At 64.8% G+C, this 15,447-nt stretch carries 19 protein-coding genes; 1 reads left to right on the plus strand and 18 read right to left on the minus strand.

Annotated elements, in window-relative coordinates; translation table 11 throughout:
- From WC585_RS11235 to WC585_RS11255, 5 genes are all read right to left on the minus strand, one after another.
- Complete coding sequence (locus WC585_RS11235; protein WP_373258069.1) at window positions 1–309, minus strand: integration host factor subunit alpha; 309 nt, start codon at window positions 307–309, stop codon at window positions 1–3.
- Between the two features lie 75 nt (window positions 310–384).
- The gene (locus WC585_RS11240) at window positions 385–1,362 is read right to left on the minus strand and encodes a beta-ketoacyl-ACP synthase III (protein ID WP_373258070.1); all 978 of its coding nucleotides are present in this window, start codon (window positions 1,360–1,362) and stop codon (window positions 385–387) included.
- Complete coding sequence (gene plsX, locus WC585_RS11245) at window positions 1,359–2,435, minus strand: phosphate acyltransferase PlsX (RefSeq protein WP_373258071.1); 1,077 nt, start codon at window positions 2,433–2,435, stop codon at window positions 1,359–1,361. Before plsX ends, WC585_RS11240 begins: the two co-directional genes overlap by 4 nt.
- Window positions 2,436–2,526: 91 nt before the next feature.
- The gene (locus WC585_RS11250) at window positions 2,527–3,042 is read right to left on the minus strand and encodes a DUF177 domain-containing protein (RefSeq protein WP_373258072.1); all 516 of its coding nucleotides are present in this window, start codon (window positions 3,040–3,042) and stop codon (window positions 2,527–2,529) included.
- Window positions 3,039–3,584, minus strand: a complete 546-nt coding sequence (locus tag WC585_RS11255) for a ubiquinol-cytochrome C chaperone family protein (protein ID WP_373258073.1) — start codon at window positions 3,582–3,584, stop codon at window positions 3,039–3,041. The genes WC585_RS11250 and WC585_RS11255 overlap by 4 nt, the downstream gene beginning before the upstream one ends.
- 81 nt (window positions 3,585–3,665) lie before the next feature.
- On the opposite strand from WC585_RS11255, the gene WC585_RS11260 reads away from it, so the two are divergent.
- Window positions 3,666–4,145: an outer membrane protein assembly factor BamE gene (locus WC585_RS11260; protein ID WP_373258074.1), complete on the plus strand. Its 480-nt coding sequence runs from the start codon at window positions 3,666–3,668 to the stop codon at window positions 4,143–4,145.
- Between the two features lie 79 nt (window positions 4,146–4,224).
- On the opposite strand, the gene WC585_RS11265 is transcribed toward WC585_RS11260, so the two are convergent.
- The 13 genes from WC585_RS11265 to hemA form a co-directional block, all read right to left on the minus strand.
- Window positions 4,225–6,372 carry a sodium-translocating pyrophosphatase gene (locus tag WC585_RS11265; protein ID WP_373258075.1) on the minus strand — a complete coding sequence of 716 codons (2,148 nt, stop codon included), beginning with the start codon at window positions 6,370–6,372 and terminating at the stop codon, window positions 4,225–4,227.
- Window positions 6,373–6,551: 179 nt separating this feature from the next.
- The gene (locus tag WC585_RS11270) at window positions 6,552–6,977 is read right to left on the minus strand and encodes a hypothetical protein (protein WP_373258076.1); all 426 of its coding nucleotides are present in this window, start codon (window positions 6,975–6,977) and stop codon (window positions 6,552–6,554) included.
- 43 nt (window positions 6,978–7,020) lie between these two features.
- A complete protein-coding gene (gene thiL / locus WC585_RS11275; RefSeq protein WP_373258077.1) occupies window positions 7,021–8,010 on the minus strand; it encodes a thiamine-phosphate kinase in 990 nt (329 codons plus the stop codon).
- Window positions 8,010–8,537: a transcription antitermination factor NusB gene (nusB, locus tag WC585_RS11280; RefSeq protein ID WP_373258078.1), complete on the minus strand. Its 528-nt coding sequence runs from the start codon at window positions 8,535–8,537 to the stop codon at window positions 8,010–8,012. The genes thiL and nusB overlap by 1 nt, the downstream gene beginning before the upstream one ends.
- Window positions 8,534–8,998, minus strand: a complete 465-nt coding sequence (ribH, locus tag WC585_RS11285; protein WP_373258183.1) for a 6,7-dimethyl-8-ribityllumazine synthase — start codon at window positions 8,996–8,998, stop codon at window positions 8,534–8,536. The genes nusB and ribH overlap by 4 nt, the downstream gene beginning before the upstream one ends.
- A complete protein-coding gene (gene ribB, locus WC585_RS11290; protein WP_373258079.1) occupies window positions 8,992–10,125 on the minus strand; it encodes a 3,4-dihydroxy-2-butanone-4-phosphate synthase in 1,134 nt (377 codons plus the stop codon). Before ribB ends, ribH begins: the two co-directional genes overlap by 7 nt.
- Window positions 10,125–10,715, minus strand: coding sequence for a riboflavin synthase (locus tag WC585_RS11295; protein WP_373258080.1), 591 nt, complete (start codon window positions 10,713–10,715; stop codon window positions 10,125–10,127). Before WC585_RS11295 ends, ribB begins: the two co-directional genes overlap by 1 nt.
- A gap of 113 nt (window positions 10,716–10,828) precedes the next feature.
- Window positions 10,829–11,464, minus strand: coding sequence for a RibD family protein (locus tag WC585_RS11300; protein WP_373258081.1), 636 nt, complete (start codon window positions 11,462–11,464; stop codon window positions 10,829–10,831).
- Entirely contained in the window at window positions 11,464–11,931 is a 468-nt protein-coding gene (gene nrdR, locus WC585_RS11305) for a transcriptional regulator NrdR (RefSeq protein ID WP_292175135.1), read from the minus strand. The genes WC585_RS11300 and nrdR overlap by 1 nt, the downstream gene beginning before the upstream one ends.
- Before the next feature lie 6 nt (window positions 11,932–11,937).
- The gene (glyA, locus tag WC585_RS11310) at window positions 11,938–13,221 is read right to left on the minus strand and encodes a serine hydroxymethyltransferase (RefSeq protein WP_373258082.1); all 1,284 of its coding nucleotides are present in this window, start codon (window positions 13,219–13,221) and stop codon (window positions 11,938–11,940) included.
- Between the two features lie 68 nt (window positions 13,222–13,289).
- Window positions 13,290–13,469, minus strand: a complete 180-nt coding sequence (locus WC585_RS11315; RefSeq protein ID WP_373258083.1) for a hypothetical protein — start codon at window positions 13,467–13,469, stop codon at window positions 13,290–13,292.
- Entirely contained in the window at window positions 13,466–14,164 is a 699-nt protein-coding gene (locus tag WC585_RS11320; protein ID WP_373258084.1) for a cyclopropane-fatty-acyl-phospholipid synthase family protein, read from the minus strand. Before WC585_RS11320 ends, WC585_RS11315 begins: the two co-directional genes overlap by 4 nt.
- 41 nt (window positions 14,165–14,205) lie before the next feature.
- Window positions 14,206–15,447 carry a 5-aminolevulinate synthase gene (hemA, locus tag WC585_RS11325; protein ID WP_373258085.1) on the minus strand — a complete coding sequence of 414 codons (1,242 nt, stop codon included), beginning with the start codon at window positions 15,445–15,447 and terminating at the stop codon, window positions 14,206–14,208.

Below are 15,447 nucleotides of genomic sequence, written 5' to 3' on the forward strand. Positions count from 1 at the left end.
TCAGGCGCTCACGACCGCGTCGTGGACCCTGCCCTTCATGATCTGCGAGGCACGGAAACTGATGACCCGGCGCGGATTGATCGCAGCAGGCTCGCCCGTCTTGGGATTACGCCCCATGCGGGCACGTTTCTCGCGGACCTGAAACACACCAAATCCGGACAGCTTCACGGTCTCGCCGCGCTCCAGCGATTCGATGATCAGTTCCAGCGTCCGTTCGACCATGGCGGAACACTCCAGTCGCGAGAGCCCGACCTCTTCATGGACGGCTTCGCACAGGTCTGCGCGAGTCAGGGTCTGATTGTCGGTCACGGTCCGCTCCCCTCCGAGGGTCGTTCGATCTATAAAAGGCCAAGCGTCGTCAAATGGAAAGCCGAAAACCCTATTTTACAGACGGAAGGCGCAGGCTCCCCAGGTGAGCCCGCCGCCCATGGCCTCAAGCAGTACCATGTCGCCCCGCTTGATCCGTCCGTCCTGAATGGCCGCATCCATGGCCAGCGGGATGGACGCAGCCGAAGTATTGGCATGGATCGCCACCGTCGAGATGACCTTGTTTTCGTCCAGACCCAGCCTGTCACCGACGCCCTTGATGATCCGCTGATTGGCCTGGTGCGGCACGAACCAGTCGACATCGGACACTTCGATGCTGGCCGCCTGACAGGCCGCCGTGATGGCCTCGGCGATATTGACGACGGCATGACGAAACACCTGGTTCCCGGCCATCCTAAGATGCCCGACCGTGCCCGTCGTGGCCGGTCCGCCATCGACATACAGCAGGTCCGTCTTGTTGCCGTCGCAACGCAGGGCAAACCCCAGCAGGCCCTGATCGTCCTTGGTCCCCTGCCCCTCGCGCGGCTCCATGACGAAGGCACCGGCCCCGTCGCCAAACAGGACGCAGGTCGACCGGTCGGTCCAGTCCATCAGGCGGGTCATTTCCTCGGCACCGATCACAAGGGCGCATTTGGCCAGGCCCCGCGCCACGAAGCCGTCCGCCACGCTCATCGCATAGACGAAGCCAGAACAGACCGCCTGGACATCGAACGCAATTCCTACCGGCGCGCTCAGCTTGCGCTGCACGATCGAAGCCGTGGCCGGAAAGGTCATGTCCGGCGTCGTGGTCGCCACGATGATCAGATCGACATCAGCCGCCGTCTTGCCGGCATCGGCCAGGGCCCGCCGCGCGGCCTCGGTGGCCAGGTCGCTGGTCGGCTGGTCGTCACGGGCCTTGTGACGCTGCTTGATCCCGGTGCGTTCCTGGATCCATTCGTCGGACGTGTCGACGATTTGGGCCAAGTCGGCATTGGTTACGATCTGTTCGGGCAGGAAGGATCCGACGCCGGTCACGGCGCTGCGCACTACGCTCACTGGGAAGGCTCCGTCACGGTCTCCGGCGTCGCCGCCGGCAACTCCAGGGCCGCTGGCAGCCGGTTCAGGCTGTCGCGCACCTTGGTCAGATAGTCACTGCGGGCCAGATCCACCGCAATACGAATGGCATTGGCAAAGCCCTTTGCGTCAGCCCCGCCGTGGCTCTTCACCACGATGCCGTTCAGACCCAGCAGCGGTCCGCCATTGATGGAACTGGGATCGATCCGTCGTCCCATGGCCTTAAGCGCCGGCATGGCGATCGCCGCCCCGACCTTGGCCTGAAGACTGGAGGTCAGCGCCTCCTTCAACAGGGCCGAGATGAACCGCGCCACGCCCTCCGCGGTCTTGAGCGCGATATTGCCGGTAAAGCCGTCGGTCACGACCACATCGACCGTGCCCTTGGCGATGTCATCGCCCTCGACAAAGCCGTGATAGTTCAAACCCAAACCACCCTCACGCAGGACACGGCTGGCTTCCCGGACCTCCTCGTGGCCCTTCATGTCCTCGGAGCCGACGTTCAGTATGCCGACGGTTGGACACGCTACACCGTGCACGGCGGCATGAAAGGCCTCGCCCATGATGGCGAATTCGATCAGCTGTTCGGCGTCGCTCTCGATATTGGCCCCGACATCCAGCACGGCGGTCACGCCGCGCAGCGTGGGCCAGCTGGCGACGATCGCCGGACGTTCCAGCCCGTGGGCCGACATGCGCAGGATCAGCTTGGCAATCGCCATTAATGCCCCGGTATTGCCCGCCGAGACGACAGCATGCGCCTCACCCGTCTTCACCGCCTCGATCGCGTTCCACAGGCTCGAGCCCTTGCCTCGCCGCATGGCCTGGGCGGGCTTTTCTTCCATGCCCACGACCTTGTCGGTGTGGCGCACGACGACCAGATCGTCGCCCAGGCCGCATTTGCCCATCTCGGTCCGGATGGCGGCCTCGTCGCCATGCACCAGAAAGCGGACACCATCGCCGCCGTGCTGTTTGCGATAGTCTTGGATGCCGGCGATTACGACGGGCGGACCGTGGTCCCCGCCCATGCCGTCGAGCGAAATCAGTATGGAGGATGGCAAGCCGGTTCGACTCCGTCGCGCCAGGGACTCGGGCGCTTTGAGGCGGGAAGATAGACCCGCGCCGGGGGGATGCAACCGTGCAGACCCTGCGTCAACCTTCGTCGGACGGACGCAACGCTTTCAGCACCGCAAAGGGCGAGATTTCCGCCGGTTCTTCGGGCTGTACGAATTCGGCGCCCGGCTTGCGGGGGAACGGGTCCAGCTTCAGCGCCAGTTGCTCGACCGCATACTGACCCAGGTCGATCTGACCGTCCTCGATCAGGTCGGGCGCATCGTCGTCCAGGGTGACGTCGATCTCGTCACTTTCGGTTTCGACCGCCTCAGCCAGCGGTATCGAGAACCTGGCATCGATGTGGATCGGCAGCGGCTCCAGCGTCAGACCGCATGTCTGGACCGCGTCGGCCCGCACCCGGCCCGACACGCGCCAGCCCGAGTGACCACTGGGCTCCAGTTTGATGTCGGCGTCAAAAGCGTCCAGCGACGCCAGGTCCAGCGACTTTGCAATCTTCGCCCGCTCGGCTGCGTCCGGCTCCAGATGCCGCTCCAGACCCGCTCCGGCCTGATGCAACCGCACCGGCACGCTGTAGGGCAATCCGCTCTCGATCATGCCGCAATCTCCGCCCAGTCCGGGCCCTTCAATAGCGAACCAAAACCTTGTGTCGCCAGGCGTCGACGGCTGGCAATGGCATAACGCGCCAAGGCCGCACCTGTGGCCGCATCGTCGCTCTCATAGACGTTCCGCGCCAGGCCCGCCGCCAACGCCGCCTGATCGCCGTCGCGCAGAGGCGTCTCATAGGCCTGCATCCGTCCGTACATGGCCTCTCCCAGCTTGCGCATCTTCTTGCCGACGGAGGTGTCGCCCACACCCAGTTCCCGAAGCGCATGATCCAGCGCCGAGACATAGGTGTCGAACAGCGCCTGCGCCGCCTCGGCCCCGCCCTCGTCGCGATTCTGGTCATCGTCGCGCAGGCGTAGAATCAGCAGCAGGGCATGCAGAGTGTAGAGTTCGAATCGCGCATCGATCTGGTCGGCGACGCCCAGCGTCGTGTAAAAATCCGTATGGCGGGCCTGATCGACCGCCCGTTCATACAGGGTCTCACCCATTCGGACGTGGGGTCGGGTTCGGAACAGTTTTGACAGCATGATCATACGGCCCCTTTTCCGCCGCGCCGTTGAACTAAGGCGCAGGTCCGGTTAGGTCAAAGACCTTGTTTTGTCGCAGGCTCGCCCATGCTCCGCATTTCCCTGACTTTTGCCGCTCTTTCGGTCGCAGCCCTGACCGTCGCCTGTGCGCCCACGATCGGGCAGAACGGGTTTCAGGCCATCGACGCCAAGCCGACGGACATCGTGGCGGGCACGGACACACGGCAGACGGTGCTGACCCGCCTCGGCTCGCCCTCGACCACCTCGACGTTCGAGAAGGACACTGTCTGGTACTACATCAGCCAGACGACCGAGAAATATACTTACAATCGTCCGCAGGTGACGCAGCGCAGCGTGACGGAAATTACTTTCAACGACGCTGGCCAAGTCGCAGAGGTTCGTACGCTCGGGCTCGACGACGGCCAGCGCCTGTCCATGAACAGCAATGAGACGCCGACGCGCGGTCGCCAGCTGACCATTCTGGAACAACTGCTGGGCAACGTCGGCCGTGGCCAACTGCCTCGCACGGACGAGGACGTCCCCGGCCAGCAGCGCCGCGACGACTAGGCCAAACTCTTCGATGCCAGAATGAAGAACGCCCCGAGATCGCTCTCCGGGGCGTCTTTGTTTTCGCTATCGGGATGGGCTAGCCGACGTTCCCGCTCGCCAGAACTGCCAACAGCAGCAGCGCTACGATGTTCGTGATCTTGATCATCGGATTCACCGCCGGGCCGGACGTATCCTTGTAGGGATCGCCAACGGTGTCGCCTGTGACGGCGGCCTTGTGCGCCTCCGAGCCCTTGCCGTGGACGACGCCGTTCTTGTCGGTGAAGCCTTCCTCGATCACTTTCTTGGCGTTGTCCCATGCGCCGCCGCCCGAGGTCATCGAGATGGCCACGAACAGGCCGGTCACAATCACACCCATCAGCATGGCCCCTAGCGCTGCAAACGCCGTCGCCTTGTCCGAAATGGCCAGCACGGCGACGAAAAGCACGATCGGCGACAGCACCGGCAACAGCGACGGCAGGATCATCTCCTTGATCGCGGCCCTGGTCAGGATGTCGACGGCCCGCCCATACTCCGGCTTGACCTCGTAGGTCATGATGCCGGGGTTCTCGCGGAACTGACGACGCACCTCGGCCACGACGGCCTCGGCGGCCCGGCCCACCGCCATCATCGACATGCCCCCGAACAGGAAGGGCAGCAGCCCCCCGAACAGCAGGCCGACGACGACATACGGATTGGTCAGGCCGAAATCGATCGCGCCCATGCCTGCGAAGAAGGGATACAGGTCCGGATTGGCCGCGAAATAGTTCAGGTCAGACGTGTAGGCCGCGAACAGCACCAGCGCGCCGAGGCCCGCCGATCCGATCGCATAGCCCTTGGTCACCGCCTTGGTGGTGTTGCCCACCGCGTCGAGAGCGTCGGTCGAATGTCGCACCTCGCTGGGCAGGCCCGCCATTTCGGCGATCCCCCCGGCGTTGTCGGTGACGGGACCAAAGGCATCCAGCGCCACGATCATCCCCGCCACGCCGAGCATGGTCGTGGTGGCGATGGCGATGCCGAACAGGCCGGCCAGCTGGAAGCTGGCCACGATGCCGACGATGATCGTCAGCGCCGGCAGCGCCGTGGACTCCAGCGATACGGCCAGACCCTGGATCACATTGGTGCCGTGGCCCGAAACAGAGGCATTGGCCACTGACCGCACGGGCCGGAAGTTCGACCCGGTATAGTATTCCGTGATCACCACGATTGCAGCGGTGACGCCCAGGCCAACAAGCCCGGACCAGAACAGGGCCATGGCGTCGAACGTGCGTCCGTCCATGGTCGTCATTGTCTCGGGGACCAAGGTCGTGATGACCCACCACACCGCCGCGACCGACAGGACGCCGGTCACGATCAGGCCCTGATACAGCGCCCCCATGATGTTCTGGCTCTTGCCCAGCTGCACGAAGAACGAACCGATGATCGAGGTCACGATACAGATGCCGCAGATCGCCAGCGGCAACAGCATCATCGTTTCGACATAGGGCTGCTCGCGGAAGAAGATGGCGGCCAGCACCATCGTCGCCACGGTCGTCACCGCATAGGTCTCGAACAGATCGGCGGCCATGCCGGCGCAGTCGCCGACGTTGTCGCCGACGTTGTCGGCGATGGTCGCGGCATTGCGGGGATCGTCCTCGGGGATGCCCGCCTCGACCTTGCCCACCATGTCGCCGCCGACGTCCGCACCCTTGGTGAAGATGCCGCCACCCAGGCGCGCGAAGATGGAGATCAGCGAGGCCCCGAAGCCCAGCGCCACCAGGCCGTCAATGACCTCGCGGCCCGTGGCCTCAAGGCCCATGCCCGCCGTCAGCACGGCATAATAGCCCGCGACACCCAGCAGAGCCCCGCCCGCCACGAACATGCCGGTGATGGCTCCGGACCTGAACGCCAGGTCCAGCCCCTTGGACAGGCTTTCCGAGGCCGCCTGTGCGGTCCGCACATTGGCTCGAACGGAAATCAGCATGCCCGCAAATCCGGCCAGGCCCGACAGGACTGCGCCGATCACGAAGCCGATCGCCGCATAGACGCCGATCAGGAAATAGGCGGCGATCAGGATGACGATCCCGACCATGCCGATGGTCATATATTGCCGCCGCAGATAGGCTGATGCGCCTTCCTGGATCGCGGCGGCGATCTCGCGCATCTTGTCGTTGCCGGTACTGGCCTTCATCAGCGCAGCGGTCTGGATCAGTCCGTAGAGGACTCCCAGCGCGCCTGCGGCGATGACCAGCCACAGATAGTTATTCATGGCGTTTCCAAACCCTGAGTGCATTGAGCGCCCGGATCCTTGGCGCGGCGGGCCTTTTGGCCTCTTCCGCCTTCCGGTCCCCCCCGTGCGCAACGGACGCGGAACTGCGGCCTGTGGGGATTGCGTCGGAAGACTGGCAAATGCGTCAACAGGACGCAACCACTTACGGTGAACGGCGATCAGCCGGCGCGGACACCGGTCCGACGGCGGGGTGTCTGGGTGACGATCTCGACCCGCGTGACCTTGCCGCGCCCCGCGATGGTCGTGGCCGCCCGCATCAGACTGGCCGACATGGCGGCACCGTCGATGACGGTCCAATTGTTAGGCACCGTAAACGGCGTGCGATAGGCCGCACGCACCAGGGCGTCGCGGAAATAGGGCTCCTTGACCCGCAGGGCCTCCGCGGTCGTGCCTGCGCCCAGATGCAGCCTCAGCGACACGAAGACATAGTTGCGAATGCGTCCCTCGGTGATCACCGGCAGGCCCACGCCCGCGATGCTCAGAGGTGCAGCAGAGGTCGGGGCGTCCTCGCTGGCCATGGCACCGCCCGCCAGCAGACCGGCAGGCAGGGCAGCAGAGGTAGCGATGAGGTCACGACGGCGCATGCCACCCGCATTACCCGACAGGGCTTGAGATTTCGTTTGCAGCCTAGCTGTGGGTGAATCCCGGCTTGGCCAGGGTCACGGCCTGTCCTTGATAGCGCACAGCCACGCCTTTGCCCGCCACCACCTGACCGATTCGTGTCAGCGGGATGTGGCGACGGTCCGCCTCGCGCCGCAGGGCCTCCTCGCTGGAAGCCGGGGCGGTAAAGGCGATCTCATAGTCGTCTCCGCCGGTGACGAGTTTTTCCAGCGCCGCCTGGGCGTCGACCCTCTGATCCATCCAAGCCTGACCCGCCAGAGACAATGGCGTCACCTCCAGATCGATCTCCAGCCCGACCCCGCTGGCCGAGGCGATATGGCCCAGGTCGGCGACCAGCCCGTCCGAGACATCGACCGAGGCGCTCGCCATATCGCGGATCGTGGATGCGAAATCGGTCTGCGGCATAGGCCGGCGATAGTGTTCAACCAGGGCGATGATCCGCTCCATCTCCAGCGACAGCTTGCCTTGCGCGGCCTGCAGACCCAGCCAGCCGTCGCCGATCGCGCCGGTGACCATGACCACATCGCCCGGCCTCGCGCCCGCACGTCCGACCGTCCGTCCCTTCGGCATCCAGCCCAGCAGGGTCAGGGAAAAGCTGGCCGGACCCTTGGTCGAAACCGTATCTCCACCCAGCAACAGGACCTCGAAGATCGCCTGATCACGTCGCAGGCCGTCGACGAAGGCCTCCCGCTCGGGCCAGCCACAGCGATCCGACCAGTGGCAGGCCAGCATATAGCCGAAGGCTTCCGCCCCCTTGGCCGCCAGGTCGGAAAGGTTCACGCGCAACAGCTTCTGCGCCACCGTGTCCAGAGGGTCGTCGGGCAGGAAATGGACCCCCTCGACCATCGCATCCTTGGTCAGGACAAGGTCAAAGCCGGGACGCGAAGGCACTACGGCCACGTCGTCCTTCAGCTCCCTGCCCCACTCGGGATGCGCCAGGGGCGCGAACAGTCGCCGGATGGTTTCGAATTCACCGGCGACGTCGACGGAGGGCATCAGCTGGCGCGAACGTCCCGCGCCACCCCGTCCAGGGCGGCGTTGACGAACTTGGCCTCGGCCTCATCGAAGAAGGCCTTGGCCAGCTCGACATATTCGTCGATCACGATCTCTCGTGGCACATCGGGGCGCGATTTTAGCTCCCACGCTCCTGCGCGCAGCAGGGCCCGCAGCGTCGAATCGAGCCGCTCCAGCCGCCAGTTCGATGCCAGCCGCGCCTTGACCGCCAGGTCGATGGCCGACTGCTCGCCGACCACGCCGCGCACGATCTGGGCGAAATAGTCCTCGTCCGCCTCGGCCAGGGGTTCGCCCTCGATGTCGGCATCGAAGCGGTGGTTCGAGAACTCGGTGATAACGGTGTCCACGCCCTCACCCGCCAGCTCCATCTGATAGAGGGCCTGGACGGCGGCCAGACGCGCGACCGTGCGCGCACGCCGCTGGCGACTGCTCAGTTGTGGCTCGGCATTGGCCTTTTGATTCTCGGCCAATTGTTCGAGGACGGATTGAATGCTGTTGGGCTGGGTCACGATCCCAGTCCTACGCGAAGCCGCTTGCGCAGCGCAATCAGGTCCAGGGCCGCGCGGGCTGCGCCGCCGCCCTTGTCGCCCTCGCTGATGCGGGCGCGCGCCCAGGCCTGGTGTTCGTCCTCGGTGGTCAGGATGCCGTTGCCGATGATGATGCCTTTCAGGCCCAGATTGCGGATGCCCGCCGCCGACTGATCCGAGACGATCTCGAAATGATAGGTCTCGCCGCGGATCACACAGCCCAGCGCCACATAGCCGTCATAGCGCGGCGCGGTCGGATAGCGCCCGGCTTCCTCGGCCAGGGCGATCACCGTCGGCACCTCCAGCGCACCAGGCACGGAGACGACGTCGAACTCGGCCCCCTGTTCGCGCAGGGCATCCTTCGCGCCCTCCAGAAGGGCGTCGGCCAGATCGTCATAGAAGCGCGCCTCGACGATAAGGACGCGAATGGGTTCACTCAGGATTGGTCTTCTCCGTCCATTCCGCGCCAGCCGACGATGCGCAGGCCATAGCCTTCAAGCGCGGTGGGATTGGGGCGGGTCGAGCTCATCACGATCATGTCGCGCACGCCGAGATCCAGCAGGATCTGCGCGCCGACACCGTAGTTCTTCAGCGACCGATCCGCCGCCTGCGGTCGAGGCACACCCGACAGCCGCTCGGCCAGGCCGTGCAGGTCCGGATCGCGCAGGAAGACGGTCACGCCCGCTCCGTCATGGTCCGAGATCGCCTTGAGGGCCTGGGGCACATAGTCCTGTCGCGCCTCGACGTGGCCCAGGATGTCGGCGGCGAAATCGACCTGGTGCATGCGCACCAGCGTCGGCTTGCCGGCCTCGACCTTGCCCTTGACGAGGGCGATATGCTCGGCCCCCTCGATCGTGTTCCGGTACAGCATCAGGCGGAACGGCCCGCCATGGACGCTGTCGAACGGCGTGTCCATGACCCGCTCGACATAGCGTTCGGTGCGCCGGCGATAGGCGATCAGGTCGGCGATGGTGCCGATCTTCAGCCCATGCAGCTGGGCGAAGGCAACCAGATCGGGCATCCGCGCCATCGACCCGTCGTCGTTCATGACCTCGCAGATCACGCCCGCGGGCGTCAGTCCGGCCATGCGGCTGATATCGACCGCCGCCTCCGTATGGCCCGTTCGCACCAGAACACCGCCGTCCCGCGCGACCAGCGGAAACACATGACCCGGAGAGACGATATCGTCGGCCCCCTTGGTCGGATCGGAGGCCACCTGCACGGTCCGGGCGCGGTCAGCGGCGGAAATCCCCGTCGTCACGCCTTCGCGCGCTTCGATAGAAACGGTGAAGGCCGTCCCCATGCTGGTGCGATTGTCGGCGGCCATGGGCGGCAGGCGCAGCTGACGCGCCCGGTCACTGGTGATGGCCAGACAGATCAGACCTCGCGCATGACGCGCCATGAAGTTGATCTGGTCCGGGGTCGCGAACTGGGCCGGGATGATGACATCCCCCTCGTTCTCGCGATCCTCGGCATCCACAAGGATGTAGGGGCGCCCGTTGCGGGCATCCTCCAGAATGTCCTCGATGGGACTGATCGGGCTGTCATTCATGTTCGCGGCCAATTGCATCACGCCGTCTCCTGCCACCGCGCGAGGTATCGCGCCAGCATGTCGATCTCGAGATTGACCCAATCCCCGGCTTTCAGAGTGCCCAGGGTGGTCGCATCCCAGGTATGCGGGATGATGTTCAGGCCGAAAATCGCGCCCTCGACGGCGTTGACCGTCAGGGACACCCCATCCACCGTGATCGAGCCTTTCGCCGCGATGTAGCGATGCAGCGGCGCAGGAACCTCGATCTCGATCCGGTGCGACCCGCCGTCCGGCGTCACCGAGACGACGCGGCCCAGACCATCCACGTGGCCCGAGACGATATGCCCGCCCAGTTCATCGCCCAGTTTGGCCGCCCGCTCCAGATTGACGCGGTGCCCCTCGGCCCAGTCGCCCAAGGTCGTCTTCGACAGAGTCTCGCCGGATACCTCGACCGCGAACCAGCCGGGACCTTTCTCGGTGACCGTCAGACAGCAGCCTGCATGGCTGATCGATGCGCCCAGATCGATGGTCGCCGTGTCCCAGACGGTCTCGACCTCATAGCGGCGGTCGCGGTCCGTCTGGCGAACGGAACGCACGCGGCCGATGTCGGTGATGATGCCGGTGAACATGTCAGGCCATTCCGCTCAGACGTGGACGAAAAACAGAGTCCACTGAGTCCACTGAGTCCGCATGGAAGGTCGTCGCGCGATCCTTCTTACCAGCGCCGGTGGGCCTGAAAGGGCTAGCGAACCGCTTCATAGCGTTCCCACAAATCGTCTCCGAGAGGTTCGGCCGACAGACGACGGAACTTGGGGGCGTTGCCCAGCTTCGCAAGGGCCAGACCGGCGATACAGGGGCGTCCCTCCGCGCCGAGGAGGATGGGCGCGCGGAACCACTCCAGTCGATCGATGCGGCCGGCGCGGATGAAGGAAGCCGCCACCTGCCCTCCGCCTTCGATCAGGACGGAGGTGATATTGCGCTCGGCCAGAGCGCCGAAGACGGCCTCGATGGTGGGGCGGCCATCGGCTGACGCGACCCAGATGACTTCGGCGTTACCGATCGGATGTGGCTCGGTGGCGGTCAGGATCAGGGTCTTGCCGGATGCGACCTTAGCCGACGGGGGTGTGCGGAGGCGGCTGTCGAGGACGATACGAAGGGGTTGAGCGACGGCACTACCCTCTTCCCCAAACCGCACCGTCAGCTCCGGATCGTCTGCCAGCACCGTCTCGACCCCGACCAGGATGGCATCATGTGACGCACGCAGCCGATGCCCCTGCGTCCGCGAGGCTTCTCCGGTGATCCAGCGACTCTCGCCCGACGGCATGGCGATGCGCCCGTCCAGCGACGTCGCCAGTTTCAGTGTGACCCTGATGGGCATCAGCCCTTGCCCGGCTCGTCCAGCCCTTCGTCGCCCAGGAAGCGGGCGAAGTCGCCGGTGGCGCGGAAGTCCTTGTAGACCGAGGCGTAGCGGACATAGGCGACCTCATCGACCGACTTCAGTGCCTTCATGATGAAGTCGCCGACGGTCGAGGAATGGATTTCGGTCTCGCCCAGGCTTTCCAGCTGACGCACGATCCGCGACACCATCTGCTCGACCTGTTCCGGCTGAACCGGCCGTTTGCGCAGGGCGATACCCAGCGATCGCTCCAGCTTGTCGCGGTCGAAGGGCGTCCGCCGCCCGTTGCGCTTCAGGATCATCAGCTCGCGCAGCTGGACCCGCTCGAAGGTTGTGAAACGCCCGTTGCACTGTGGACAGGACCGTCGGCGCCGGATGGCCGCGCCGTCATCAGACGGGCGGCTGTCCTTCACCTGGGTGTCGGCATGTCCGCAGAAGGGGCATTTCATCGCGGGCTATCCATAGATCGGGAAGCGCGCAGTCAGTTCGCGCACTTCGTCCGCCACGCGGGCCTGGACCGCCGGATCGGCCTCGTCCGTGCCCTTCATGGAGTCGATTACATCGGCGATCCAGTGGCCGACCTGCTGGAACTCGGCCACGCCGAAACCGCGCGTGGTGCCCGCCGGCGTGCCCAGACGGACGCCCGAGGTCACGGTGAAGGGTGCGGTATCGAACGGCACGCCATTCTTGTTGCAGGTCATCAGGGCATGCTCCAGCGCCGCCTCCGTCGCCTTGCCCGTCACGCCCTTGGGACGCAGATCGACCAGCATCAAATGGGTGTCCGTCCCGCCTGAGACGATGTGCGTCCCCCGCTCGACCAGTACTGCCGCCAGGGCCCGGGCATTGTCCACGACCTGTTGTGCATAGGCCTTGAACTCCGGCTTCAGCGCCTCGCCGAAGGCTACGGCCTTGGCCGCGATCACATGCTCCAGCGGCCCGCCCTGCAGGCCGGGGAATACGGCGGAGTTGATCTTCTTGCCGATCTCCATGTCGTTCGACAGCACCATGCCGCCTCGGGGCCCGCGCAGGGTCTTGTGGGTCGTGGTCGTGACGATATGGGCATGCGGCAATGGGTCGGGATAGACGCCCCCCGCCACCAGACCTGCATAATGGGCCATATCGACCATCAGATACGCCCCGACGCTGTCTGCGATCTCGCGGAAGCGCTTGAAGTCGATGGGACGCGAATAGGCGCTGGCCCCGGCGATGATCAGCTTCGGCTTCTCGCGCTCGGCCATCTCGGCGACGTTGTCATAGTCGATCAGGTGATCGTCCTGGCGCACGGTATAGGTCACGGGCCGGAACCACTTGCCCGACTGGTTGGCGGGGCTGCCGTGCGTAAGATGTCCTCCCGCCGCCAGATCCATGCCCAGGAAGGTGTCGCCGGGCTGAAGCAGGGCCTGAAAAACCGCCTGGTTGGCCTGGGCTCCCGAGTGCGGCTGGACGTTGGCGAAGGCGCAACTGAACAGTTCCTTGGCCCGCTCCCGCGCCAAGTCTTCGGTCACATCGACGTATTCGCAGCCGCCATAGTAGCGCCGCCCCGGATAGCCCTCGGCATATTTGTTGGTCAGAACCGAGCCTTGCGCCTCCAGCACCGCCTTCGAGACGATGTTCTCGGACGCGATCAGCTCGATCTGCTCCTTCTGCCGCGCCAGCTCGCCCTGGATGCCGTTGAAGACATCGGGATCGGCGGCGGCGAGGGTTTTCGAGAAGTAGTCGGCGTGGGTGAAGGCGGTCACTGGAATCCCCGGGGCTTGAGCGGCGATCCATTTAGGCCTGACGCGGGTTCACCACAACATTTAGTGGGTCAGCGCGACGCCAAGGCCCGTTTCAGCTTGGCCAGGGCGATCCGCTCCAGCCCATGCCGCTCGGTCACGGGGCCGATGGCGGTGGCCTCGACGCCCGTGGCGACGTGCACCGCCGAGCATTTCAGATAAACCCCGTTGCGGGTCAGCTCGAGGATAACCTCGCCCAAATCGTCTTTCATCGCTGCCAGGCCGGAGGAGCTACGCGCAGGGCGTTAAGTTGATCACGCGAGGGCAGGTCCTCGGTTCGCTTGGCCATGACGAACCAGTTGAGCTCAGGATGAGGCCAGGGACAGGCGCTGATCGCCAAGCCCGCCTCTTGGGCTAGCCGCACGATGCGATCGGGCATGAATGAGACGCATTCAGGATAGACCCAGTCCGTCGTTTCGACGTTCGCGCCAGTGTCTTCATATCCCAGCAGCCAGTTGGCCAAAATGATTCCCCCTGGTGCCAAGACATCAGCAAAGGCAGCAAGGGCTTTTGCTACCGGAGCTTGTCCAGTGTGTGAAAAGACGGATTGAGCGATGATGAAATCAAAAGTCTCCTCAAACACCTCGACACGGTAATCCCGATTGGCGTCAAACCTCGGCCTCTTCAGCAGTCGAATGTCGTCACCGAGCTCGTGTTTGAATCCCTCTTCAACCAGCCTCATCTCGGGTTCGATTCCGCAATAGCGATCCGGCATCAGATAAGGGATCGCCAGCCTTCCCAGGCGAAGGGACCCACAGCCGAAATCCAGCAGCCGGTGATGTTCTCGAAGGCCAAGGAGGAAAAGCAAGGCGAACTGAGAGCCCGCCGCGAGATCATAGCGAGCAGGCTGGCCGACGAACGCGCGATGGTGGGAATAGGCGGAAAGAGGCGGACGCGCGTCTGTCATTCGTCGATCTTAACGACTGACCGTGCCACCATCCAGCGTGTTCAGGCTACCTGCGGCAGGCGCACCACGTTGCAGTGGGTCCACAGAGCGTCCATGGCCTTGACCAGGTCGTCCATCATCGCATCCGTGTGGTTCGGCGATGGCGTGAACCGCAGCCGCTCGGTCCCCTTGGGCACGGTGGGATAATTGATCGGCTGCACATAGACGCCGTACTGCTCCAGCAGCATGTCCGAGATCATCTTGCAGTGGACCGGATTGCCGACATGCACCGGCACGATATGACTGACGCTGGGCAGGACGGGAATGCCCGCCGCTGCGAACCGCGCCTTCAGCGTCGCCGCCCGCTCCTGATGCGCCTCGCGCAGGGCGCTATTTGCCTTCAGGTGGCGCACCGAGGCCAACGCGCCAGCGGTCAGGGCCGGCGGCAGCGATGTCGTGAAGATGAAGCCCGAGGCCCAGCTGCGCACAGCATCGATGATAACTGCGTCAGCAGCGATATAGCCGCCCATAACGCCGATGGCCTTGCCCAAGGTGCACTCAACGATGTCGATACCGTCCAGAACGCCGTCCCGCTCGGCCACGCCTGCGCCGGTCGCGCCGTAAAGGCCGACGGCATGGACCTCGTCCAGATAGGTCAGGGCGTTGTACTTCTTGGCCAGGGCAATCGTCCCGGCCAGGTCAGCGATATCGCCGTCCATGGAATAGACGCTCTCGAAAGCAATCAGCTTGGGCGCATCGACCGGCGCGGCGGCCAGCAGGGCCTCGAGGTGCACAAGGTCGTTGTGCGCAAAGATGTGTCGCTCGCCGCCACCATTGCGGATGCCCGCGATCATGGAGGCGTGGTTCAGGCTGTCGGAAAAGGTGATCAGGCCCGGCAGGATGCGCTGCAGCGTCGTCAGCGTCGCCTCATTGGCCACATAGCCGGAGGTGAACAGCAGCGCCGCCTCCTTCTGGTGCCAGCTGGCCAGCTCGGCTTCCAGATCGACGGCTGAGCGCGTGGTGCCCGAGATATTGCGCGTGCCGCCCGCACCGGCACCGACGGAATCGATCTCGGCCTGCATGGCCCCCAGCACCTCGGGGTGCTGGCCCATTCCCAGATAGTCGTTGGAGCACCAGACCACGACGTCCTGTTCGGTGCCGTCCTCGCGGCGGCGGCGCGCCAGAGGGAACTGGCCCCGCACGCGCTTCAGGTCGGCGAAGACGCGATAGCGCCCTTCTCCCTTGACCTGCTCTACCGAGCCCTCGAATGCCGCCTTGTAGTCGAACAACCCTATCGCCCGCAT

This window comes from Brevundimonas sp. (assembly GCF_041648055.1).
Lineage (GTDB): Bacteria > Pseudomonadota > Alphaproteobacteria > Caulobacterales > Caulobacteraceae > Brevundimonas.